The 23042-nt window shown below is 39.0% G+C and carries 28 protein-coding genes; 16 read left to right on the top strand and 12 right to left on the bottom strand.

Annotated features, from left to right (window positions below; translation table 11 throughout):
* Positions 1 to 133: 133 nt before the first annotated feature.
* The 3 genes from RMB13_RS10905 to RMB13_RS10915 form a co-directional block, all read right to left on the bottom strand.
* A complete protein-coding gene (locus tag RMB13_RS10905) occupies positions 134 to 682 on the bottom strand; it encodes a GNAT family N-acetyltransferase (protein WP_231764764.1) in 549 nt (182 codons plus the stop codon).
* A gap of 20 nt (positions 683 to 702) precedes the next feature.
* Entirely contained in the window at positions 703 to 1155 is a 453-nt protein-coding gene (locus RMB13_RS10910; protein WP_198495320.1) for a thioesterase family protein, read from the bottom strand.
* A 123-nt stretch (positions 1156 to 1278) separates the two neighbouring features.
* Positions 1279 to 2655 carry a Do family serine endopeptidase gene (locus RMB13_RS10915; protein ID WP_311085252.1) on the bottom strand — a complete coding sequence of 459 codons (1377 nt, stop codon included), beginning with the start codon at positions 2653 to 2655 and terminating at the stop codon, positions 1279 to 1281.
* A gap of 230 nt (positions 2656 to 2885) precedes the next feature.
* On the opposite strand from RMB13_RS10915, the gene nadB reads away from it, so the two are divergent.
* Positions 2886 to 4529, top strand: a complete 1644-nt coding sequence (nadB, locus tag RMB13_RS10920; protein ID WP_056481442.1) for an L-aspartate oxidase — start codon at positions 2886 to 2888, stop codon at positions 4527 to 4529.
* Between the two features lie 57 nt (positions 4530 to 4586).
* Here the strand turns inward: nadB and RMB13_RS10925 are convergent, their stop codons facing one another.
* From RMB13_RS10925 to pabC, 4 genes are all read right to left on the bottom strand, one after another.
* On the bottom strand, positions 4587 to 5003 hold the full coding sequence (locus RMB13_RS10925; RefSeq protein WP_003650294.1) for a PaaI family thioesterase: 417 nt from the start codon (positions 5001 to 5003) through the stop codon (positions 4587 to 4589).
* Between the two features lie 136 nt (positions 5004 to 5139).
* Positions 5140 to 5739: a dTMP kinase gene (tmk, locus tag RMB13_RS10930; RefSeq protein WP_311085253.1), complete on the bottom strand. Its 600-nt coding sequence runs from the start codon at positions 5737 to 5739 to the stop codon at positions 5140 to 5142.
* Between the two features lie 9 nt (positions 5740 to 5748).
* Positions 5749 to 6819: an endolytic transglycosylase MltG gene (mltG, locus tag RMB13_RS10935; protein WP_311085254.1), complete on the bottom strand. Its 1071-nt coding sequence runs from the start codon at positions 6817 to 6819 to the stop codon at positions 5749 to 5751.
* Position 6820: 1 nt separating this feature from the next.
* Positions 6821 to 7633: an aminodeoxychorismate lyase gene (gene pabC / locus RMB13_RS10940; RefSeq protein ID WP_017391847.1), complete on the bottom strand. Its 813-nt coding sequence runs from the start codon at positions 7631 to 7633 to the stop codon at positions 6821 to 6823.
* Between the two features lie 263 nt (positions 7634 to 7896).
* Between pabC and RMB13_RS10945 the strand changes: the two genes are divergently transcribed.
* The 6 genes from RMB13_RS10945 to RMB13_RS10970 all read left to right on the top strand — a co-directional run bounded on the left by RMB13_RS10945 (position 7897) and on the right by RMB13_RS10970 (position 13363).
* Entirely contained in the window at positions 7897 to 8904 is a 1008-nt protein-coding gene (locus RMB13_RS10945) for a sulfate ABC transporter substrate-binding protein (RefSeq protein WP_005038882.1), read from the top strand.
* A gap of 30 nt (positions 8905 to 8934) precedes the next feature.
* Positions 8935 to 9543: an alpha/beta hydrolase gene (locus RMB13_RS10950; RefSeq protein WP_005038880.1), complete on the top strand. Its 609-nt coding sequence runs from the start codon at positions 8935 to 8937 to the stop codon at positions 9541 to 9543.
* An 80-nt stretch (positions 9544 to 9623) separates the two neighbouring features.
* Positions 9624 to 10457: a sulfate ABC transporter permease subunit CysT gene (cysT, locus tag RMB13_RS10955; protein WP_003650283.1), complete on the top strand. Its 834-nt coding sequence runs from the start codon at positions 9624 to 9626 to the stop codon at positions 10455 to 10457.
* Entirely contained in the window at positions 10454 to 11338 is an 885-nt protein-coding gene (cysW, locus tag RMB13_RS10960; RefSeq protein WP_045429575.1) for a sulfate ABC transporter permease subunit CysW, read from the top strand. The genes cysT and cysW overlap by 4 nt, the downstream gene beginning before the upstream one ends.
* 11 nt (positions 11339 to 11349) lie before the next feature.
* On the top strand, positions 11350 to 12411 hold the full coding sequence (locus RMB13_RS10965) for a sulfate/molybdate ABC transporter ATP-binding protein (RefSeq protein ID WP_003650279.1): 1062 nt from the start codon (positions 11350 to 11352) through the stop codon (positions 12409 to 12411).
* Positions 12412 to 12439: 28 nt separating this feature from the next.
* Entirely contained in the window at positions 12440 to 13363 is a 924-nt protein-coding gene (locus tag RMB13_RS10970; protein ID WP_003650277.1) for a CysB family HTH-type transcriptional regulator, read from the top strand.
* A 90-nt stretch (positions 13364 to 13453) separates the two neighbouring features.
* Here RMB13_RS10970 and carO read toward each other — a convergent pair whose 3' ends face one another.
* Entirely contained in the window at positions 13454 to 14203 is a 750-nt protein-coding gene (gene carO, locus RMB13_RS10975) for an ornithine uptake porin CarO type 1 (RefSeq protein ID WP_311085255.1), read from the bottom strand.
* Positions 14204 to 14498: 295 nt separating this feature from the next.
* On the opposite strand from carO, the gene dapD reads away from it, so the two are divergent.
* From dapD to RMB13_RS11015, 8 genes are all read left to right on the top strand, one after another.
* Positions 14499 to 15320, top strand: a complete 822-nt coding sequence (gene dapD / locus RMB13_RS10980) for a 2,3,4,5-tetrahydropyridine-2,6-dicarboxylate N-succinyltransferase (RefSeq protein WP_004643678.1) — start codon at positions 14499 to 14501, stop codon at positions 15318 to 15320.
* Between the two features lie 78 nt (positions 15321 to 15398).
* Positions 15399 to 16109 carry a 7-carboxy-7-deazaguanine synthase QueE gene (queE, locus tag RMB13_RS10985; RefSeq protein ID WP_311077262.1) on the top strand — a complete coding sequence of 237 codons (711 nt, stop codon included), beginning with the start codon at positions 15399 to 15401 and terminating at the stop codon, positions 16107 to 16109.
* A 40-nt stretch (positions 16110 to 16149) separates the two neighbouring features.
* Entirely contained in the window at positions 16150 to 16818 is a 669-nt protein-coding gene (queC, locus tag RMB13_RS10990; protein WP_004643680.1) for a 7-cyano-7-deazaguanine synthase QueC, read from the top strand.
* A gap of 16 nt (positions 16819 to 16834) precedes the next feature.
* The gene (locus tag RMB13_RS10995) at positions 16835 to 17251 is read left to right on the top strand and encodes a hypothetical protein (protein ID WP_005038873.1); all 417 of its coding nucleotides are present in this window, start codon (positions 16835 to 16837) and stop codon (positions 17249 to 17251) included.
* 95 nt (positions 17252 to 17346) lie between these two features.
* Complete coding sequence (locus RMB13_RS11000; RefSeq protein ID WP_311085256.1) at positions 17347 to 18033, top strand: diphthine--ammonia ligase; 687 nt, start codon at positions 17347 to 17349, stop codon at positions 18031 to 18033.
* A gap of 18 nt (positions 18034 to 18051) precedes the next feature.
* Positions 18052 to 18513 (top strand): peroxiredoxin, encoded by a 462-nt coding sequence (locus RMB13_RS11005; RefSeq protein WP_017391841.1) that lies wholly within the window; start codon positions 18052 to 18054, stop codon positions 18511 to 18513.
* A 118-nt stretch (positions 18514 to 18631) separates the two neighbouring features.
* Positions 18632 to 19201, top strand: a complete 570-nt coding sequence (locus tag RMB13_RS11010; protein WP_311085257.1) for a CAP domain-containing protein — start codon at positions 18632 to 18634, stop codon at positions 19199 to 19201.
* 12 nt (positions 19202 to 19213) lie between these two features.
* Positions 19214 to 19576: a glyoxalase superfamily protein gene (locus tag RMB13_RS11015; protein WP_004643686.1), complete on the top strand. Its 363-nt coding sequence runs from the start codon at positions 19214 to 19216 to the stop codon at positions 19574 to 19576.
* 11 nt (positions 19577 to 19587) lie between these two features.
* Here RMB13_RS11015 and RMB13_RS11020 read toward each other — a convergent pair whose 3' ends face one another.
* Positions 19588 to 20163, bottom strand: a complete 576-nt coding sequence (locus tag RMB13_RS11020; RefSeq protein WP_133747140.1) for a nicotinate-nicotinamide nucleotide adenylyltransferase — start codon at positions 20161 to 20163, stop codon at positions 19588 to 19590.
* Between the two features lie 109 nt (positions 20164 to 20272).
* Between RMB13_RS11020 and RMB13_RS11025 the strand changes: the two genes are divergently transcribed.
* Positions 20273 to 21073: an enoyl-CoA hydratase-related protein gene (locus RMB13_RS11025; RefSeq protein ID WP_003650247.1), complete on the top strand. Its 801-nt coding sequence runs from the start codon at positions 20273 to 20275 to the stop codon at positions 21071 to 21073.
* Here the strand turns inward: RMB13_RS11025 and RMB13_RS11030 are convergent.
* From RMB13_RS11030 to RMB13_RS11040, 3 genes are all read right to left on the bottom strand, one after another.
* A complete protein-coding gene (locus tag RMB13_RS11030) occupies positions 21066 to 21386 on the bottom strand; it encodes an NGG1p interacting factor NIF3 (protein WP_311085258.1) in 321 nt (106 codons plus the stop codon). The genes RMB13_RS11025 and RMB13_RS11030 overlap by 8 nt on opposite strands.
* 70 nt (positions 21387 to 21456) lie before the next feature.
* Positions 21457 to 21582, bottom strand: a complete 126-nt coding sequence (locus RMB13_RS11035; RefSeq protein WP_311085259.1) for a KGW motif small protein — start codon at positions 21580 to 21582, stop codon at positions 21457 to 21459.
* A 200-nt stretch (positions 21583 to 21782) separates the two neighbouring features.
* Positions 21783 to 22988 carry a multidrug effflux MFS transporter gene (locus tag RMB13_RS11040; protein ID WP_004643690.1) on the bottom strand — a complete coding sequence of 402 codons (1206 nt, stop codon included), beginning with the start codon at positions 22986 to 22988 and terminating at the stop codon, positions 21783 to 21785.
* Positions 22989 to 23042 lie beyond the last annotated feature (54 nt).

Genomic DNA, 23042 nt, shown 5'->3' on the forward strand with positions numbered 1-23042 from the left:
GCCAAAGCAGTTAAATTAATTGCGTGCGATTATAACAGATTGCAGATATGAAAAAGACATAAATTCTTTCTTTTAAAAAAGCTTTTTAAACTTCTCAACATAACAAACTATTTCTCCTTGAAGAGTATGTAAATCAGTACAGCTTTAGCTCAAACCTAAGCAGGCTTGCAGATAAATTATTGCCAGTATGATTAGCTGTCTTTCCAATCAATTTGAAACCAAGTTTGTGAACAACTTGCTGGGATCTAATGTTGGGCTCAAATATCTCAGCCCAAACATATTTTATTTTTCGTTGGAATAATCCCTCTTGTTTCAAAGAATGAATTAGCCCTGTAAGAGCTTCATGCATATATCCCGAACCCCATGCATGAGGATGAAGCTCATAACCAATGACTACCGCAAAATCATCACCAATCGGTTTGACAGCATTTACTCCACATGTTCCCAACATAGTTGCATCTTGTTTAAGACGAATAGCATGTCTAAAACCTAGCCGTTGGTCCCATTTTTTATGCATTTTTTCAATTAGAGCCTGAGCTTCTTCTAATGCAGTAAAGGCTTTTAAATCATAAAATTCGAGTACGCTTGAATTTGAAAATAATTCAAAGACAAAATCTTTATCATCATCTGTAAGATCACTTAAAACCAATCGATCGGTTTCTATGGAAAATGAATACTCCAAATTTCAGCCTCTCTTTTTTACTAGCTAACATATGAAACAGTAAAATCATAAGGGTTTATGCTTGAATCAAGTGGCTTGTATGCATGAGTAAAAGTTGGAGACATTCGTTTTGGGCGCCCTGTGGCAATTTCAATACATGCCCATTTGGTATTTCCAACAAATAATACGGCCTGATCTGATGGACGGAAAAATACATACTGGCGGAAAGAATAAAGAGCATTGATATCATCTAACCATGTGCGTAATACAATTTGTTCGCCTTCAAATGCAGCTTTACGATATTGCACATGATGCTCAACCGCGACCATTGCATGTTTTAGTTCGAGATATTTAGTTACCCCGACTCCTAAGGTTTCAACATGAGCAGCAGCTACATCCTGCATCCACTGTACATACATCACATTGTTCACATGTCCTAACGCATCAATATGATGTGGCTGTACCTGAATATGTAAATCAAAAATACTACTCACGAATGTTCGCTCTTATTTATTAACTTTTAAACTGAAATAAGTGTAGGTAGATATCACTATACGCTCAAGATAAATAACAAAAAACCACCCATCTTTAGGGTGGCTCATTGTTTCATTTTAAGTTTACTGGATACGTAACCCAAGCATTGCGCGTTGTCCCTGACGAATAATTGCAACACGTGCTACCGTATTTTTTTGCAAGTTAGAAACAACTTTTGCAAAATCCTGACTATTTAAAATCTGGTTATTGTTAACTTGAACAATCACATCACCCGGAATGATATTTGACAATGATGCCAAACCACCACGGCGAACATCTTGTACATAAATGCCGCCCTTTACACTTAAAGCACTTTTTTCTGGTTCAGCCAAATCACGAATGCTCATTCCTAGAACTGGACCTTTAGATACCGCAGCTTGTGCACCAGTGGCAGGCGTTTCATCTGGGGCAGTCGTTAAAGTTGCTGAAATATTACGGGTTTTATCATCACGTAATACCTCAAACTGTATAGTTTGATTCGGCTGTACTTTATTTAATGCATACAGTAATTCACTGGTACGCGATACTGGATTGCCGTTATATTTCAAAATCACATCTCCAGCTCTCAGTCCTGCTTTTTGTGCAGGCGAGTTCGGAGAAATTTGAGTAATTAAAGCACCTTCAGGTTTTGGTAACTTGTAAGCATCGGCAAGATTTCGGTCAATGTCTTGCATCATCACACCAAGATAAGAGCGCGTTACCTTACCTTTAGTTTTAAGCTGTTCGGCTACATCCATCGCTACGTCAATCGGGATAGAGAAAGACAAGCCCATATAGCCGCCAGTACCACTAAATATTCGAGAGTTTACACCGACCACTTCACCATTTTGGTTAAACAATGGACCACCAGAGTTACCTGGGTTTAACGCAACATCAGTTTGAATAAACGGTATCGAGGTTTCACCACTCATATTTCGTGATTTAGCGCTAACAATACCTGCCGAAGCTGAATAGTCAAAACCAAACGGCGAACCAATTGCTAAAACTGGCTCTCCCACTCGTAAGCGATCAACATTCCCCACTTTTAAAGCTGGGTAGCTATTTCCAGTCACCTTTAACAATGCAACGTCTGTACGCTCATCACTACCGACCACCGTTGCATCAATTTCACGACGATCATTTAAAGTGATACTAATGCGTGAGGCATTTTCGATCACATGGTGGTTAGTGAGTAGGTAACCATCTTTACTAATAAAAAATGCACTACCGTATGCAGTTTTTTCTTGTGGACCTTGTTGCTGCGGAATGATGACCTGATTACCAAAAAAACGTTTTAAAATTTCAGGAACTTGCTGCTGCAATAGTTCATCCTGAGTCATTTTTTTTACGACGTTTACACTCACCACGGCTGGACTAACTTGTTCAACGAGGTTTGAAAAATCAACAGTAGCATTTGCCTGAACAGCAGCAACTGTAAATACCGCTGCATACATTCCTTGTTGTAAATAGCGAGTTTTCATTTGGTGCTCACCCACAATTGGTCTACGAGAATAAGAATAAAACTTTTGTATCACAACGCTTTGGAGTTGTGCGTAACAATATGTTTATTTGTAAGGCATCATCACAATGATTATTTTACGCATTGCAACTTTTTAAGCCAATTGCAATTTTTCTCTGAGTTAGAGCGCTTAAGCTCTTGCCTTTTTAGATAAAAAGCGGTGTCATTAGCGGACGTTTTAGATTGTTGCGAATGGACATGCCTAATTTACAGACAATTCACCACTTTGACGTGATTATTGTGGGCAGCGGCGGCGCTGGTTTAAGTCTGGCTTTATCGTTACCAAATCATTTTAATATTGCAGTTTTAGCCAAAGCTGCTTTAACCGAAGCAAGTACCTTCTATGCTCAAGGTGGTGTTGCTGCTGTTCTTGATGAGACTGACTCTATTCAACAGCATATTAATGACACTATGATTGCAGGTGCTCATTTGTGTGAAATGGATGCGGTACAACATACCGTAGAAGGTGGTCGCCCTTCTGTAGATTTTCTTTTAAAGCAAGGCGTGCAGTTTACCTTAGATGAAGATGAACAACTTCATTTAACACGCGAAGGCGGTCATTCACAACGCCGTATTATCCATTCTGCTGATGCAACAGGCAAAGCCATTTCAACCACCTTAGTTGAACGCGCCAAAGAACGTAAAAATATTACTATTTTTGAAAACTATATTGCGATTGATTTAATTACTTCACAAAAATTAGGCCATGTTGACCAAGCGAATCGCGCTATTGGTTTATATGCCTTAGATGAAAACACAGAAAAGGTTCATACCTTCCTTGCACCATTTACCGCGCTTGCTTGCGGCGGTGCGATGAAAGCTTACCTCTACACATCTAATCCAGATATTGCCACTGGTGATGGTATTGCTATGGCCTACCGCGCAGGTTGCCGTGTAGCCAACATGGAATTTAATCAGTTCCATCCAACCTGCCTGTACCATCCACAAGCTCGTTCATTTTTAATTACCGAAGCGATGCGTGGTGAAGGTGCTTACTTGCGCTTACCTGACGGCGAACGTTTTATGCTACGTTTTGACGATCGTGCAGAACTGGCTCCACGCGATATTGTGGCACGTACCATTGACCATGAAATCAAACGCCTCGGTATTCGCCATGTGTGGTTAGACATCACGCACAAATCACCAGAGTTTATTAAAGAACACTTCCCTACACTTTATGCGCGATTGCTTGAATTGGGCATCGACATTACCAAAGATATGATTCCTGTCGTGCCAGCAGCTCATTACACCTGTGGTGGTGTTGTGGTTGACTCAAATAGCCAGACCGATATTGAAGGCTTATATGCTATTGGGGAAACGTCTTATACGGGTTTACATGGCGCAAACCGTATGGCGAGTAACTCATTACTTGAATGCTTCGTCTATGGCATGAGTGCAGCAAAAGACATCGAAAATAAATTTGATAAAGATTTAAAACTACCAGAAGTGCCAAGTTGGGATGATTCTCAAGTCACCAATCCAGATGAAGATGTGGTGATTTTACAAAACTGGGATGAGTTACGTTCTACGATGTGGAACTACGTTGGTATTGTAAGAACCACAAAACGTTTAGAACGTGCTTTACACCGTATTGAAATGTTAAAGCGTGAAATTACCGAATACTATCAAGACTATCGTGTGAGCAAGAACCTGATTGAACTGCGTAATCTTGTTTTAGTATCTGAGATGATTGTGCGTTGTGCGATGCAACGTAAAGAATCACGTGGTCTACATTACACACTCGATTATCCTGAAACCTCGAGTGAAATTCGTAAAACTGTTTTAACACCTCCAAACTTTGCAGTAGAACAGCCATTGGTTAATACAGAGCTGTAATTCTTATAAAACAAAAAAAAGCACAGTTCAGACTGTGCTTTTTATTTGGTTTGATATTTATGATTTAGGTGGAATTGAATAAGTCGCGGTCACATGTGCAACGGGTTCATCCAACCCTACTGAATAAATCCAGACTTCCCCCACAACCAGACTCTTTCCTACTTTCATGAGTTTACACTCACTGCGTAAGTCTTGATCACCCGCAGGTTTGCGTAAAAAGTTAATATTAAAGTTGGTGGTCACAGCTAAGCCAATAATTCCGATTTCACCTAAGATAGCAATATATAAAGCAAAATCTGCTAAGGTCATCATGGTCGGGCCAGATATGGTTCCACCAGGACGTTGATGTCTTTGATCGACATGATAATAAACGACAGCAGCTTTAGGCGTGACTGATTCAATCGTGCAATGTTCAAGACTTGGTGGAAATTCCTTTTCAAGAAATGCCACGATTTCTTCTTTTGAGCTTTTCATCCTTGTTATTCTTCAATCTATAAATCATATGTAAGATAGCATAAGAAAATTACAGATATCTTCTATGATGTTTTAAATCAGAATTAACGTCATTTTTAACCACTCCCATTTTTATAAGAGTGGCTCATCCAATTACTTATCCTAAATATTGCAATGCCTGTTCGAACACCTGATCAGGACTTTGGGTTGCATCTATTCGCTTAATACGTTCGGGTTCAGCTTTCCATAAGGTTTCATAACCTTCACGAACCTTAGTGAAAAAACTTAACTTTTCTTGTTCAAAACGGTCTAAAGCTCCACGTTCACGCGCACGATCCATCCCGAGTTCAATCGGTGCATCTAACCAGAAAGTCACCTCTGGCATGCGTGAAACAAAGTTCTGATTTAAAAGCTGTAATTTATCTTGGCTTAGGCCACGACCAGAACATTGATAAGCAAAACTTGCATCGGTAAAACGATCGCTTAATACAATTTTATTAGACTCTAGAGCCGGCAAAATGACCTGTTGTAAATGTTGAGCACGTGCCGCATAAATGAGTAATAGCTCGGTATCATGACTCATATTTTCATCATGATTGACTGCCAAAAGCATAGAGCGTATCTGTTCAGCTAGAGGAGTACCACCCGGCTCTCGCGTTAAAACAACTTGTTTGCCTTGCTCTTCAAAATGCTGATGAATTTTTCGAATGAGTGTAGTTTTACCTACACCTTCCGTGCCTTCAAAGCTAATAAACATCTCTTTTCCTTATTTCTTCGATCTCAACACGGATAAATAGTCTTGCACCGCTTGATTATGCGCTTGCAAACTTGCCGTAAATTTATGCCCACCATTGCCAGTCGCTACAAAGTAGATGTTATTTGAGTCATCTGGATGCAACGCAGCTTCAATTGCTTTTTGGCTTGGCAAAGCAATTGGAGTTGGCGGTAAGCCATTAATAGTATAGGTATTATATGCTGTTGGGGTACGCAGGTCTTCTCGGGTAATATTTCCCTTATAGTTATTGCCCATACCGTAAATAACAGTTGGATCAGTTTGTAAACGCATACCAATTTTTAAACGGCGAACAAAAACTCCCGAAACTTGTGTAAGTTCACTGTCTAAACTTGTTTCTTTCTCAACAATAGAAGCCATAATTAAGGCTTCATATTTGTCTTTATAAGGTAAATTCGGCGCACGATTTGCCCAAGCTGCATCTAGAGCTTTGATTTGACGATGATATAAATCGGTAAGAATTTTCTTGTCAGTCTCACCTTTTGCAAAGAAATACGTATTAGGTGCAAACAAACCTTCAGGGTGTCCATAAGGAATGCCAAGCGCCTTCATAAGCTGATCATCAGGTAAATCTAATATTGTATTTTCTACGTTTTTATCATTTTTTAATGCAGTGATAAGCTGTTTAAAAGTTGTACCTTCAATGACCAAAACACGGTTCATCTGAGCATTATCTGCATCAGATAACATCTCTAATACTTCTCTTACACTCATTCCCTGTTCAATTTCATACACACCAGCTTTCATGCTGTCATGAATCATAAATTTCTGATAAAGCTTTAATACCACTGGAAAGCTAATTTTGCCTTCTTTCGCCAACCGATCAATAAAACCAGAATAGGTCTCACCAGATGTAATGGATAACATCTGTTTTTTGCCTTCAATCGGATAAGCTTTAAATAGACTCGACCATAAAATGGCAAAAGTAGAAATTAAAACAATAAACAGGCCAATTAGAACCAATCGCTTAGAAAATTTTGGAGCTTGTTTTTTGTTATTTTTCTTGGCGTTTTTTGCTTTCGCATTCACAGGTGGCTTCGGCATATTAATGAATCTGATTTAAGTTAAGGAGATGAAATAAATCTATGCATGCCTGTGTTTCTAACGTTTTCGCTCCTAAATGAGTGACCACTCGCATAGGATGTAAAGCATTACAAAAGAATAGACTTTGTATTTCAGATACTTCATCTAGCTCAATTATACGTACTTCACAGGCAATTCCATGGTGCTGCATACGCGCTAAAATTTCCGCCCGCATTACACCGTGGACGCCATTATAGCGAAGTTCGGGAGTAATCCATCTATCATTTAAACGAATAAAACAATTACTACTGACTCCTTCAACAATATAACCTTGTACATCAGTAACTAATGCTTCAGCCCACCCAAGTTGATCTGCTTCTTTTTTTAGCAATACTTGTTCAAGACGGTTTAAAGATTTAAGCCCAACTAAGCTTGGCATGGTTAAACCTAAAGCCTGATTTAAAACGCCACACTGAATAAAGTCTGGCTGAAATGGCTCTAAAGCTTTCGGATAAAACCAGATATAAATATCAGCCTGATGCTTTGGCAAACTATAACCACGGTCACCTATCCCACGACTGATCACAATTTTTAAAGTGCCATTGAGCACAAGATGCTGTTTTTGTAGTTGCTGCAAACTCTGTTCTATTAATTCAAAATCTGCAGTTAAAAACAGTTTTTGACATGCAAGTTTTAGGCGTTCCCAATGTCTTTCTTTAAGCTCAATCTGGTTTTGAAAAATACGAATTGTGGTGAAGCACCCATCTCCATAATGAAATGCTCGATCCAGTAAAGGAATGGTTTCAACAGGTTGACCATTTTTAAAACACCACATGTTTAATCCACCCTTTGCTTAAAACGATCCAACAATACAACACCTTTCATTTAAATAATAAATGACTGATTTTAAAAAATTATACCGATTTCGTATCTACTTTTGAAACTTGTTGTATATCAAGATTTAAGAATAACTTATCTGTTTTTACTATTTCTATTTTTTTCATATTAAATTCGTTTTTTATTATTTTTTTAGAATAAAGACTAGCGCTATTCTGCGTTCATGTTTTGAACATTTCATATTTTTTGAGGGATTATCTCATGCGTTTTTCTCAGTTAAAAGTCGGGGTTATTGCTGCACTTCTTTCAGTTTCATCATTTGCAGCTCAAGAATTTTTAAACGTCTCTTACGACCCTACTCGTGAGTTATATACAGATTTCAATAAACAGTTCGGTACTTACTGGAAACAACGTACTGGTCAAGATATTGAGTTTAAACAATCACACGGTGGTTCTGGTAAACAGGCACGTGCTGTTATCGATGGCTTAAATGCAGATGTAGTGACATTAGCACTTGCAGCAGATATCGATGAAATTGCTGAAAAAGCAAAATTACTTCCAATTGACTGGCAGAAAAAGTTACCGCAGAACTCTACCCCATACACCTCAACAATTGTGTTTTTAGTACGTAAGGGTAACCCTAAACAAATTAAAGACTGGGGTGATTTAATCAAACCAGGCGTAGAAATTATTACACCAAACCCTAAAACCTCTGGTGGCGCTCGTTGGAATTATCTTGCAGCTTGGGCTTGGGCAAAACATCAACCAGGTGGTAATGATGCAAAAGCACAAGAATATGTTCGTCAAATTTATAAACATACTAAAGTCCTAGATTCGGGTGCTCGTGGCGCAACCACTACTTTTGCTGAACGTGGCATTGGTGATGTGTTACTTGCTTGGGAAAATGAAGCACATTTAGCGCTTCGCGAACAGCCAGGCAAATTTGAAATTATTACCCCTTCTCTTTCGATCCTAGCTGAACCTCCAGTTGCAATTGTTGAAAAGAATGCGACTAAAAAAGGCAACCTCACGATTGCAAAAGGTTACCTCAACTACTTGTATTCACCAGCTGGCCAAGAAATTGCAGCACGTAACTTCTACCGTCCACGTAATGCAGCCGTTCTTAAGAAATACAGCAATGTATTTAAGCCATTGAAGCTTGTAACCATCGACAAAGAATTTGGTGGTTGGACGAAGGTACAAAAACAACACTTTGACAATGGTGGTGTTTTCGATCAAATCGTGAAAATCAATAGTACAGAGAAGTAATTCTTTGTACTAAAGATAAGGAGAACAGACATGATTCACACTGTAATTGTTCCGGGTGTAGGTGGAAGTGAACATCAGCATTGGCAATCTTGGTTGCAGCGTCAACTCGTGTCTAGTTCTCGTGTTGAGCAAAAAAACTGGGATAGACCAGTATTAAGTGAATGGGTTGAACAATTCGTTAAAACAGTTCAAGCAGCGCAAGCTCCTGTACAAATTGTTGCGCATAGTTTCGGTTGCTTAACGAGTGTTGCTGCTTTAGCTGAATATCCAGAGTTAAAGGGACAAGTTAAGAAACTTATTTTGGTTGCTCCAGCAAATCCAGCACGCTTTGGGGAAGCTGGTTTTGCCCGCCATAGCTTGACCGACTACAAAACATATTTTCATCAGTTAAAAATTGATGTCCCAACATCTCTGCTCATTAGTGAAAATGATCCATGGCTCGGCTTTTTTGATGCTTTACAACTTGCTAAGTCGTGGAAATTAAATCCAGTTAATCTTGGTGAGGTCGGCCATATTAATGTTGCTTCAGGTTTTGGACCATTTCCAGATTTGCTGAATTATCTGATTCCAGAAGATTCGATGTGTAGTCACTCATCTATCGACCCGGTAAAAACTCATTTCTCTTTGAAATTTGCTTAATACCCATCTTTATATCGCACCGTTTATCTTTATTTATTCGCTTACTGGTTTCAGCAGGCTTTTCTCTTTGAGGAAATATCATGTCGCAGCGATCCCGAGTGCTGCCTGGGTTTGGTCTATCTTTGGGCTTCACCCTCGCCTATGTGTCTTTTATTGTGCTTATTCCATTAGCCGCAGTCTTTATCAAATCATTTGGAATTGGATGGGACGGATTATGGGAAATTTTAACGTCTGAACGTATTTTAAAATCGCTTCAACTCAGTTTTAGTTCAGCTTTAATAGCAGCATTTATTAATGTTGTGTTTGGCTTACTTCTGGCTTGGTGCCTTGTACGTTACAACTTCCCAGGGAAACGTCTGGTTGATGCATTAGTCGATCTACCTTTTGCTCTTCCAACTGCAGTTGCAGGTATTGCACTTACCTCACTCTATGCACCTACTGGCTGGATTGGTCAATATCTCGAACCTCTAGGCATTCAGGTCGCATATAGCCCAATCGGTATTACGTTGGCATTGGTCTTCATTGGTATTCCATTCATTGTAAGAACAGTTCAACCAGTACTCAGTGATATCGAAACTGAGCTTGAAGAAGCAGCTTCAGCACTTGGCGCAAATCGCTGGCAGACGATTACTAAAATTATTTTACCGATATTACTACCGGCTTTGTTCACAGGTTTTGCTTTAGCATTTGCCCGCGGTGTGGGTGAATATGGTTCAGTTATTTTTATTGCGGGTAACCAGCCGTTTAAAACAGAAATTGCTCCACTCATGATCATTTCACGTCTTGAAGAATATGATTATGCAGGCGCAACAACGATTGCTGCGGTCATGTTAGTTCTCTCTTTCATCATTTTATTTGCCATTAATTTACTTCAAGCGTGGGCAAACCGTCGTACAGGGAGAAATGTCACATGAACCTACATACTGACAGCAATGCGCTTGCGCTTAAATTGCAATCACGAGATGCGACACGTGAACCAACTTGGGTACGTTACACACTCATTACCGTGGCTCTGATTTTTTTCTTAAGCTGCTTGATGTTGCCACTCATTCTGGTTTTTGTAGAAGCATTTAAACAAGGACTTGAAGTCTATGTTCAAGCGTTGATTGATCCAGACACGCTATCGGCAGTGAAATTGACCTTATTAACCGCAGCAATTGCTGTACCAATTAACGTGATATTTGGTGTTGGCGCTGCATGGGCTGTCTCTAAGTTCCAGTTTAAAGGTAAGGCAATTTTAACCACCATCATTGATATGCCTTTTTCGGTTTCACCCGTTATTGCCGGTTTAATGATTGTATTAATTTTTGGTGCGCAAGGCTGGTTTGGCGGATGGTTAATGGAACATGACATCAAAGTTTTATATGCCGTACCAGCAATTGTTTTAGCCACTATTTTTATTACTGTTCCATTTGTTGCACGTGAGTTAATTCCACTCATGGAAGCTCAAGGGACTGAAGAGGAAGAAGCAGCGATTGTACTCGGTGCATCAGGATGGCAAACCTTTTGGAAGGTCACTCTACCAAACATTAAATGGGGTTTAATTTACGGCGTGATTCTATGTAATGCCCGTGCAATGGGTGAGTTCGGCGCAGTATCTGTAGTTTCTGGTCACATCCGTGGTGAAACCAATACCCTGCCACTTCATGTCGAAATTTTATATAACGAGTACACCTTTAGCGCAGCGTTTGCCGTGTCCTCATTACTTGCTTTCTTAGCCCTATTAACACTGGTATTGAAAACGTGGTTAGAACTACATCAAGACAAACCAGAACCGCATTCAACTGATTCGTAAGGAATGAAATCATGAGTATTCAAGTTAAAAATATTGAAAAACACTTTGGTGCATTCCATGCGCTTAAAAATATTTCCCTAGACTTTCCTGAAGGTGAACTGGTTGCCCTACTCGGGCCATCAGGCTGTGGTAAAACGACGCTACTCCGTATTATTGCGGGTCTAGAATCAGCTGATGGTGGTCAAGTATTACTTGAAGGTGAAGATGCAACCAATGTACATGTGCGTGAGCGTCAGGTCGGCTTTGTATTTCAACACTATGCTTTATTCCGCCATATGACTGTATTTGACAATATTGCCTTTGGCTTACGCGTTCGCCCTCGTGCAACCCGTCCCTCGGAAGCTGAAATTAAAAAACGCGTTACTCGTTTACTTGATCTAGTTCAACTTGGATTTTTGGCAGACCGCTACCCTGCTCAGCTTTCGGGCGGACAACGTCAACGTATTGCTTTAGCCCGCGCCTTGGCAGTAGAGCCAAGAGTATTATTACTTGATGAACCATTTGGTGCACTAGATGCCAAAGTCCGTAAGGAATTACGCCGCTGGTTACGCAACTTACATGATGAATTGCATATTACTTCAATTTTCGTGACCCACGATCAGGAAGAAGCACTTGAAGTTGCCGATCAGATCATTGTAATGAATAAAGGTAATGTAGAGCAGATCGGTTCGCCTCGTGAAGTTTATGAAAAACCATCAACACCATTTGTATTTGATTTCTTGGGTCAGGCAAATCGTTTTGAAGGTGAAAACACAGGCGGTATTATCCGTATTGGCAATGACCGTATTCAATTACCAACGTTAGTTGAGGCGCCTCAAGGAAAAGTGATTGCTTTTGCGCGTCCAGATGAGTTACATATTCACTCGCAACCGCAGGCGAATACTATTGAAGCGACTTTTGTACGTGAAATCTGGATTGCTGGAAAAGTAGTGGCAGAATTACAAGACCGTAATGGACGTTTAATTGAGATTGCTCTAAGCAATGAAGCTGCAAAATTACATGCGTTTAAACCGAATCAAACCGTTTGGGTAAGTGCATCTCAACTGCACTTATTTGCAGATCAAGTTGCTTAAGAAATATATTTGGTAAGGAAAAGTGTGAATGAACTTTCAACAATTAAGAATTATCCGAGAAACTGTACGCCAAAACTTTAACTTAACCGAAGCATCGGCTGCACTCTACACGTCTCAATCGGGCGTAAGTAAACATATTAAAGATTTAGAAGATGAGCTAGGTGTACAACTTTTTATACGAAAAGGTAAACGTCTTTTAGGTTTAACCGAACCAGGACAATCTCTTCTTGGCATCGTTGAACGCATGTTAGTTGATGCTGAAAATATTAAACGCCTTGCAGAAGACTTTAATAAAGTTGATGAAGGAACATTGACGATCGCGACGACCCATACTCAAGCACGTTATGTACTGCCTCCAATCGTCAATCAATTTAAGAAGTTATTTCCTAAAGTTCATTTGATTTTACAACAAGCCAGTCCTGTTGAAATTTCAGAAATGCTCTTACAAGGTGAGGCTGATATTGGAATTGCTACAGAGTCTTTAACGACTGAAGAAAATCTAGCGAGTATTCCTTACTATCAATGGCAACATAGTATTATCACACCGCAAAATCATCCTTTAGTGAAGGCAGACAAGATTACGCTTGAACTTTTAGCGGACTATCCACTCATTACTTATCATGGCGGTTTTACAGGTCGATCTAAAATTGACAAAGCTTTCGAAGAAGCTCACCTCGATGCAGATATCGTGATGTCTGCGCTTGATGCGGACGTTATCAAGACTTATGTCGAATTGGGCATGGGGGTCGGAATTGTCAATGCCGTAGCTTATGACACAGAACGTGATCATCGTTTAAAACAAACTAAAACCGATATTTTTGGTGTAAACACGACATGGATTGCAGTTCGTAAAGGCCATCTATTACGCGGTTATGGTTACGAGTTTATTTCTTTATGCTCACCTGATGCCGATATTAAAGCACTTAAGAAAATTGCTTATCCAGATGAATAAAAATTAAGGAAAAAATAAAAGAGCTTTTTAGCTCTTTTATTTTTATTAAACACAAAAAAACGAGCCGCAGCTCGTTTTTTCTTTAGGATCTTACCAGTAGAAGTTCACACCAACTTTACCAACTGGTAACCATTTATATTTATCATCATTACGGATTTCGTTTTCTTCCTTATCTACTGCATCTTGAGCAGATGTTGGATTGCCAGTCACAGGAGCAAGATTATATTGAGTTAACTGCACTTTTGGATTACCAGTATAGTATGCACCTACCTCACCGAATACACCCCAGTTTTTGTTAATTTTAGGAGCAAAACCGAGACCTACATAAGGGGCAATATTGTTTTCATAATTCATTTTACCTTTTACGCCGCCCTCTTGACCAGCAACTGCTTGTTGATAGTTCTTACCATCAATAGATAATGTTTCACCATTACCAATGCGTTTAGCCAAGTCATAATCATTATCTAGATAAGCAGCACCTGCAGCTACATATAGGCCTTGAGCCCATGGGTTAGAACTAGCACCCCAAGGACGAATCTCAGCATTTAAATAGATATTGTTGTTATCCATGTCTAGGTCATATTTCGTACCATTCACAGAAACATCATCTGTCCATGAAATGTCACCACCATTATAACCCAAAGCCAAACCTACATATGGATTTGCTTGCCACAATAAAGCACCACCGTAACCAGTTGTACCTACTTCAGCACGACCCCCCACAGGAAGTAATTGTTTTTGATCAAATGCGTAGCTGTCATGAACAACAGCTTCATCTGCCATTGCTGCTCCAGCAGCGAATAAAGCAGTAGTTGTTACTAATACACGTAATACTTTCATGGTTTTCTCCTTAAAAAGGCTCTGTTTTTAATTTATTCATCTTGTGACTAAAATCATAATAAAGACAGCTTAGATTCTTTTTTATACAAAAAATGCTAGATTTCTGTTATTTTTTGATACAAATTGAGTTAAATTTTTATTTTCAAATCATTTTTGTGTAAAAAACACTTGATTATCTAATAAGCTTAATTTCATTTACCTCATTTATACTCTCGATTAAACGTAACACGTTTTTTCAAAGATTCTTGTCACAAATTAGTGTAAAATCTTTAAAATTTTTTATGGAAGGAAGATCATGTCTCAGCTTTCTACGATCATTGAGCAAGCATTTGAAGACCGCGCAAACCTTACTGCAGCAGATTGCCCAAGCGAAATTCGCCAAGCTGTTGAAGAAGCAATTGCTGGTTTAGATAACGGTACACTTCGAGTTGCTGAAAAAATCAATGGTGAATGGGTTGTTCACCAATGGTTAAAAAAAGCTGTTTTATTATCATTTAAACTCAATGACAATAAACCAATCGAGTCATGTGATCTTCGTTTCTACGACAAAGTTGAAACTAAATTCTCTGGTTGGACTGAAGAACAATTTAAAGCAGCAGGTGTTCGTGTTGTTCCTCCTGCTGTAGCACGTCGTGGTAGCTTCCAAGCTAAAAACGTAGTGTTAATGCCTTCTTATGTCAACATCGGTGCTTACGTAGATGAAGGCACAATGGTTGATACATGGGCAACTGTAGGTTCATGTGCTCAAATCGGTAAAAATGTTCACTTGTCTGGCGGTGTAGGTATCGGTGGTGTTTTAGAACCATTACAAGCTAACCCAACCATTATTGAAGACAACTGCTTTATCGGTGCGCGTTCAGAAATCGTTGAAGGCGTTATTGTTGAAGAAGGCTCAGTAATTTCAATGGGCGTTTTCATTGGTCAATCGACTAAAATTTATGACCGCGCAACTGGCGAAATCCATTATGGTCGCGTTCCAGCAGGTTCAGTTGTTGTAGCAGGTAGCCTGCCGTCTGCTGATGGTAAATACAGCTTATATGCTGCAATTATTGTGAAAAAAGTTGATGCGCAAACACGTGCAAAAACAAGTTTGAACGATTTGTTACGCGCTGACTAATTTCAGTTTGATCAAACATCTCTACGGTCAACACTGATCGTAGAGATTTTATTTTTTATATAGTGTGGTATTTCTAGAATGGCTTCCTTACGTTCCTCTGCAATCCCTGTCTCAGACCCTGCGTCCGGTTTACGCATTACCGAGATTTTTTACTCGTTGCAGGGTGAAGCAAATGCCTCTGGCCTACCGACTGTATTTATTCGTCTAACGGGCTGTCCATTACGTTGTAGCTATTGTGATACCACTTATTCTTTTGAAGGTGGTGAACGTTTTTCACTTGAACATATCATTGAAACAGCTACACAATTTCAAACGCCTTATATTTGTGTAACTGGTGGTGAGCCACTTGCACAGCCAAACTGTTTGATTTTATTACAACGTCTATGTGAAGCTGGCTTTGATGTTTCTTTAGAAACCAGTGGCGCGCTCGATGTCTCAAAAGTAGATTTGCGTGTTTCTAAAGTTCTCGATTTAAAAACTCCAACTTCTGGTGAGGAACATCGTAACCTCATCAGCAATCTTGATCATTTGACTGCGCATGACCAAATTAAATTCGTCATTTGTAACCGCGAAGATTATGAATGGTCAAAGCAACAAGTTGAAAAATATCAACTGCATAAAAAAGTCAGTACCGTTTGGTTCTCCCCTGCCTTTGCAGTTGAAAAAGGTGCTGTTGGCCTGCCACGTCTAGCGCGTGATCTGGCACAGTGGATACTGGATGATAAATTACCTGTTCGTTTCCAACTTCAGTTACATAAACTGCTGTGGAATGACGAATCAGGTCGCTAATCACTCAATAAAATAAATCATTCCGAATATGGAGAAAAATATGCGCCCTCGTGCCATTGTTTTACTTTCAGGCGGCTTAGACTCAACCACTTGCCTAGCTTGGGCACAAGCACGCTATGAATGTATTGCTATTAGTTTTATGTATGGTCAACGCTCAACCACTGAACTAGATGCAGCAAAAGCATTAACTCAACGTGCAGGTGTTGAACATCGTGTAATTAATATTGATTTGGCTAATTTAGGTGGATCTGCACTTACAGACCATAACATTGCTGTACCAGAACAATTACAAGAAGGCATTCCTGTAACTTATGTACCAGCACGTAACACAATTTTTCTTTCATATGCCTTAGCAGCAGCAGAAGTATTCAATGCTGAAGCTATCGTTATTGGTATCAATGCCGTTGATTATTCAGGATATCCTGATTGTCGCCCTGAATTTATTGACGCTTTTGCCAATATGGCACGTTTAGCAACCAAAGCTGGCGTGGAAGGAAAACCACTTAAATTTGAAACACCCCTGTTACATTTATCCAAAGCGAATATTATACGTTTAGGGATTGAACATGGCGTAGACTATAGTCAAACGGTATCTTGCTACCAAGCAGATGCTCAAGGACGTGCGTGTGGCAAATGTGACAGTTGCCGTTTGCGTAAAGAAGGCTTTATCGAGGCCGGTGTTGCCGACCCAACACGCTATATACCGTAATAAGTAGGTAAAATTTATGAAGTTGTTAAAATCAAATCTTATTCTTTCATCTTTGTTTTCAACTGTTGCTCTTATGGCTGGTGCAGCACATGCTGCGGAAAACCCAGTTCAAGCAGCATATAAAAGTACTAACGTTAAAGGTGCATTAGTTAACGTTTGTAAAGATCAAACAGCTAAAGGCGGTAAACTAAGTTCATCTGAAGTTAGCAAATTCTGTAGCTGCCAAGTTGAAGCACAAGGTAAAGTAACTGAAGCACAAAAATGGGAAATCCAAAGTGCAATCAATGCGAAGAAAAGCCCAAGCTCTCTAGGATTTGTACAACAACAAAACCGTGATCTTAAAGCATGTTTCGGTCCTCAGTTAACAACTAAGCTTGAAAAATTAACTGAAGAGGCTATGAAAGCAGCTCAACAACAAGCTCCTAAAAAATAAGCTTTTGTTATTCCAAATTAAGCCTGCATTTATGCAGGCTTTTTTGTGCTCTGTTAAAATAAAATCGATCTTGACCAATTCATTTGAAATAAATCATGCAAGAACAATGGAAAACCAACACAATTAACAAACAGTCTATTGTCTCATTTAGTGGGGGTAAAGACAGCTCCCTTGCACTCTACCATGCAATGCAAACTGGTACGGTTAGTGGACTCATCGTCATGCTGGAAGAACAAGGTCAGCGCTCTCGTTCACATGCTATGCCACTTGATATTATTCAAGCACAAGCTAAAGCAATCGGCCTACCAGTATTTATGGCTTCATCAAGTTGGAATGACTATGAAGCTAAATTTATTGAATTACTAACTCAGGCAAAACAACAAGGTGCCGAGGTACTCGTTACAGGTGACCTTGATATGCCTGAACATGGGTGTTGGCATGATCGGATCACTCAACAAGTGGGACTCAAATTAGGCATGCCTCTTTGGCTACGTCCACATCATGAGGTTGTTGAAGAGTTTATCAATCTTGGTTTCCGTAGTGTCATTGTGACAGTAAACTTAAAACTAGGCATGACAATTGAAGATTTAGGAAAAACTTTAACCTTAGAATATATCCAAGAACTTGAGAATCGCGGTATTGATCCATGTGGTGAAGGCGGTGAATTTCATACCACTGTGATTGACGGTCCAATTTTTAACAAACCAATTCCTGTAAGAAAGCTCGATATTGTTTATCATGAAGAATATGCTTTTTTACCACTTGAATTAGATCAAATTTAGCTTTTTGAAGGATGAGAAATGACTGAGAATATTCAATTACCACATCAGGTTTTCCCTACTACCCACGGTGAAGTGAACTTGGCCGAGGTCGAAAATGAATGGTTAATCATTTATTTCTACCCAAAAGATTCAACCCCAGGGTGTACAACACAAGCAGTCGGTTTCTCTTGTTTAAAAGACCAATTTGAAGCTTTGGGTACACGTATTTTTGGTGTTTCGCGCGACTCAGTAAAAGCCCATCAAAACTTTACTGAAAAACAAGCGCTCACGATTGACCTCATTAGCGACAAAGAAGAAGTACTTTGTAATCATTTTGATGTCATTAAAGAAAAAAACATGTATGGCAAAAAAGTTATGGGAATTGAACGCTCTACTTTCATTTTCCATAACAAAACCTTAGTTAAAAGCTACCGTAAAGTCAAAGCAGCAGGACATGCTGAACAAGTACTTGAAGACCTAAAAGCCCTTCAATCAGCTTGATAAAAATATGCAATAAAAAAGCGAGTATCGAACTCGCTTTTTTATTGCAAAGAATTGCTCAATAATTTTACTTTGGCGTATGATAAAAACATTAGAATAATTATTTTAAGGCGTTCACATGAGTCTACTCAAAAATTACTCTTTACTGCCTTTGACTCTTTTTATCGGTGCATGTAGTGCAAATACATTACCCATGCCAACCGACACCACCCCATCAATTGCTCAAATTCAGAAAACTGCCATTGAAATAAGCTGCCAAGATTTACAAAACCCGGCTTATCAACAGGCCATACTTAATACAATTAACCAGATACGCCAACAACCACGCAAGTGTGGTCAACAATTTTTCCCTGCTGCTAAACCGCTGAGTTGGAATAATAATTTATATAAAGGTGCACTTTCTCATAGTGAAGATATGGCAAAACATAACTTTCTCGGACATGTGAGTTCAACAGGACTAGATTTAAAGTCACGTTTGAAAATTTATAATACACTCGGTAAAGCTAATGGTGAAAATGTCGCTAGCGGCCAGAAAACTTTGAGTGAAGTTATGTCTAAATGGCTGCCGAGTCCTCTACATTGTAGTAATCTAATGAACCCCAAATTTACAACTTACGCAATCGCTTGTGCTTCCGATCAGTCTGTAAAGCAAAAGAGCTATTGGACTCAACAATTTGGTACACGTTAAAAGGAAAAAATGATGCAATCAGGTTCAATCACCCCAATTTTAAGAATTTTTGATGTTGATTTAGCCCAATCATTTTATCTTGAATTCTTAGGTTTCCAACTTGATTGGCAACATCAATTTGAAGATAACTTTCCGTTATATTTACAAATTTCCAAAGATGATTGCGTTATTCATTTATCTGAGCATTTTGGAGATGCAAGCCCGCATAGCGCAATCCGCATTTATTGGGAACCTATTTATGAGCTGCATAGCGAATTGAGTCAAAAAGATTATAAGTTCGCCAAACCTCAAGTTGAAAAAACAGATTGGGAAACACTTGAACTCAGTATCACCGATCCGTTTTCCAACCGAATTATCTTTTGGGCAGATGCTTAAGCTATATGCTCTTATTCAAACTCATCTAGATTAGAGAGGTCATCCTCTTCAAAGCGTTGCTGAAGTTGCTGATAAACACGTGTTTTTTGAAATTCATCCAAAAACTGAATGGTTCCTACAGGAAAAAATTCAGTTTGGATTTCACCACGATAATATGCTTCACGCATCGGAGTGGCTGAAATAGAATCTTTCAAACTATCAAGCTCAACCATAATCCATTCAGGGAAAAGTTTTAAATAGTAAGAAGACTCATCTTTAAAATGCCCAATCAAACCTACTTTTGAGTTCGGTTCAATCACGCCATTCACTAAAGATTTGACTTGTTTCACCCATTTTTCATCATTATAAACATCGACCACATGCACAAATTTAATACGTTTTTGCTCATCTAATGAAAAATTAGATAAAATCATTTGCTCTCGTTCAATCGCAAGAAATGGATTTTTAATATTACGTTCCATTTGCGCAGAGCCTAATGCCAAAACCACATAGTGGCTTTGCTGTAAGGCAATTTCAATTGTCTGCATATGAGCCAAATGAAATGGTTGAAAGCGACCTATAAAAACGAGATAGTCAAATTTATACATAATTAGATTTTCACTTTTTATGAACTCATCAGTAACGCTCATTACAAAAAATATGCGCCATAATGAGAACCTAAAAATTAACAACGTGGTTTAAAGCAAGGATAGTACGATGACACTTAGCTGTATTCAACAACCTCATCAACATTTAAACGCAAATTTAGAAGGTGGCGTACTCACCTTAGCCATAAATCGCCCAGATGCAAAAAATGCATTGTACGGCGAACTTTATTTATGGATTGCCAAAGCACTGAATGAAGCCGACCTCAATAAAGAAGTTAGAGTAGTCGTTCTACGCGGTGTAGAACAAGATTTTACAGCTGGCAATGACATGAAAGATTTTATGGGTTTTGTACAAAATCCTAACATCGGCCCAGCGGGAGAAGTCCCACCATTCGTTTTACTTAAAGCGGCAGCCAAATTATCTAAACCACTTATCATTGCAGTAAAAGGCGTTGCAATTGGTATTGGCGTTACAATTTTATTGCATGCAGATCTGGTTTTTGCTGACAACACCGCTCTTTTCCAAATTCCATTCGTAAGCCTAGGTCTTTCTCCGGAAGGTGGTGCAAGTCAATTACTTGTTCAACAAGCTGGCTACCATAAAGCAGCTGAGCTGCTATTTACTGCGAAAAAGTTTAATGCAGAAACTGCGGTGCAAGCAGGTTTAGTCAATGAAGTAGTTGAAGATGCTTATGTTTCAGCTCAACAAACTGCTCAACAATTAACGGCCTTGCCTCTTGCATCTTTAAAACAAACCAAAGCACTCATGAAGCATAATTTAGAGCAGATTATCGAATGTGTTGATCATGAAGCTGAAATCTTTATGCAACGTGTGCGCTCACCTGAAATGCTAGAGGCTGTTCAAGCATTTATGCAAAAACGTAAACCAGATTTCTCTCAGTTTAATTAAAATCAATTTCTATGATTTGAATAAACTCAAAGGCAGGCTCTTCATAAGGATGGCTTGCCTTTAATGCTTTCGCTACCGCACTTGCTTTTTCTTCAAGCACAATTGTTTCAACACGCCACTCATCAACTTGTTCAAGTTCATCTAGCTGCCCAATATAGGGAGCAGCCCCTTTAACTGGCTTAAACTGCCCTATTCCTTTTACTTGCCATGCGCAGTGTTCATAATTACTAATACCACCTGCACCAGCAGAGAAAATGGCTTGTTTAGTTAATTCAAGATGTGACTCAGGCACGTAATAAATCAGCTTTAACATAACAAGAATGACTCAAAACTTTTATGAACAAGGTTTAGATCATACCGCTAAGCAAGCTTTAGAAGCAAAGTCAGCTCATCATTGCTAAATAATTTGCTCCAATAAAAAGTATTTGAATAGCAAGCGCCAAGCCAAATAAGCGCCAGCCATTATCTTTGGTATACATTGTTCTTATGTGATACTTATTTTTCATCATTTTGATCTCCGATTTTTATCGTTGCTACAGAGAAAGCAAAAATTGAACCAACCTCGAACCAAGCATACGGGGATAAATAGCTCTATGTCTATAGTCTCGTAAGTTGTCTAAAACGCTTAAAAGAACAGCACTCATCCATATGCAAATCTTAGTCTGAAGAAAAGTTTAAAATTCAGTAATCTATCTTCATCTTTATAATTTTAAGCATCCGATTTCTTTAAATATCTATTCTCATATATTGTCATAGCAAAAGCTAAACCACACAAAATCACAAAACCACAGGTCATTGGAACTAATGTACCGTTATATAACTGCCCAATGATAGAAGCAAGAATAAGTGACAATACAGAGGAAGCTGCACCAATAATAGCCGATGCCATTCCAGCAACATGCCCCATCGGCTCCATGGCAATCGCATTCAAATTACCAAAGAGGGTTCCAAACAATAAAAACAAAATACAGGCATAAAGCATAAACATCCAAAATGATACCGTTACACCCGCAAGTTGAATCAACAAGAAAATCAAAGAAATTAAGCACAGTCCAAGAAAGCCATAAATACAGATTGGACGCATGCCAAACTTCATGACAATTTTAGAGTTTGTAAATGATGCGATTCCCATCACACCCGCAAGCACAGCAAAGTAAGCACTAAACTCTTGCCCTGTTTTGCCAAATTGCTGCATAAAAATTTGCTGTGACGTTCCTAAATAACCAATAAATCCACCAAAACAGAATCCAGCACATAGTAAATAGCTCATGGTAGTTTTATTACTCACAACTTCTTTAAAGCCTTCCTTAAATGCTTTTATACGCATAGGTAAACGATTTTCGGGAAGTAAAGTCTCTTCTAGTCGCAAAGCGACCCATGCTCCCACAACAGTGGCATAGACCATATATAAAACAAAGATTTCACGCCAACCAAAGAAATGAATAATGAGTTGTCCTAAACTCGGTGCAATTGCTGGAGCAACCATAAACACCATCATAATTAAAGACATGATGCGAGCCATTTGAGCCCCGCTGTATTTATCTCTAACGATTGAAATAGAAGCAACGTAAGGCCCTGACACTCCAATACCTTGAATAAAGCGCCCAACTAAAAACCACTCAAAACTTTGTGTAGAAAAGCACAATAAACTTCCCAGAAAATAAATAATAATTCCTGTGAATAAAATCCGTTTACGCCCGATCGCATCAGATAATGGACCTGCAATGAGCTGCCCGATTGTCATTCCAGAAAAAATACCAATGATGACCCATTGCGACTGGTTATTATTTTTTAATTCAAAAATACGTCCAATCTCACCTAAAGCTGGTAAAACTGCATCAATAGAAAAAGAAACAATCGACATGAGTAATGCCATGAGCAAAGCAAACTCACGAAAATGGATTTTTGATTTCATTTTTCTTCTCCACTATTTTTAATATTCTAGTACACATAAATAAGCCACCTTACG

It is taken from the genome of Acinetobacter sp. V102_4, from assembly GCF_031799005.1.
Lineage (GTDB): Bacteria > Pseudomonadota > Gammaproteobacteria > Pseudomonadales > Moraxellaceae > Acinetobacter > Acinetobacter calcoaceticus.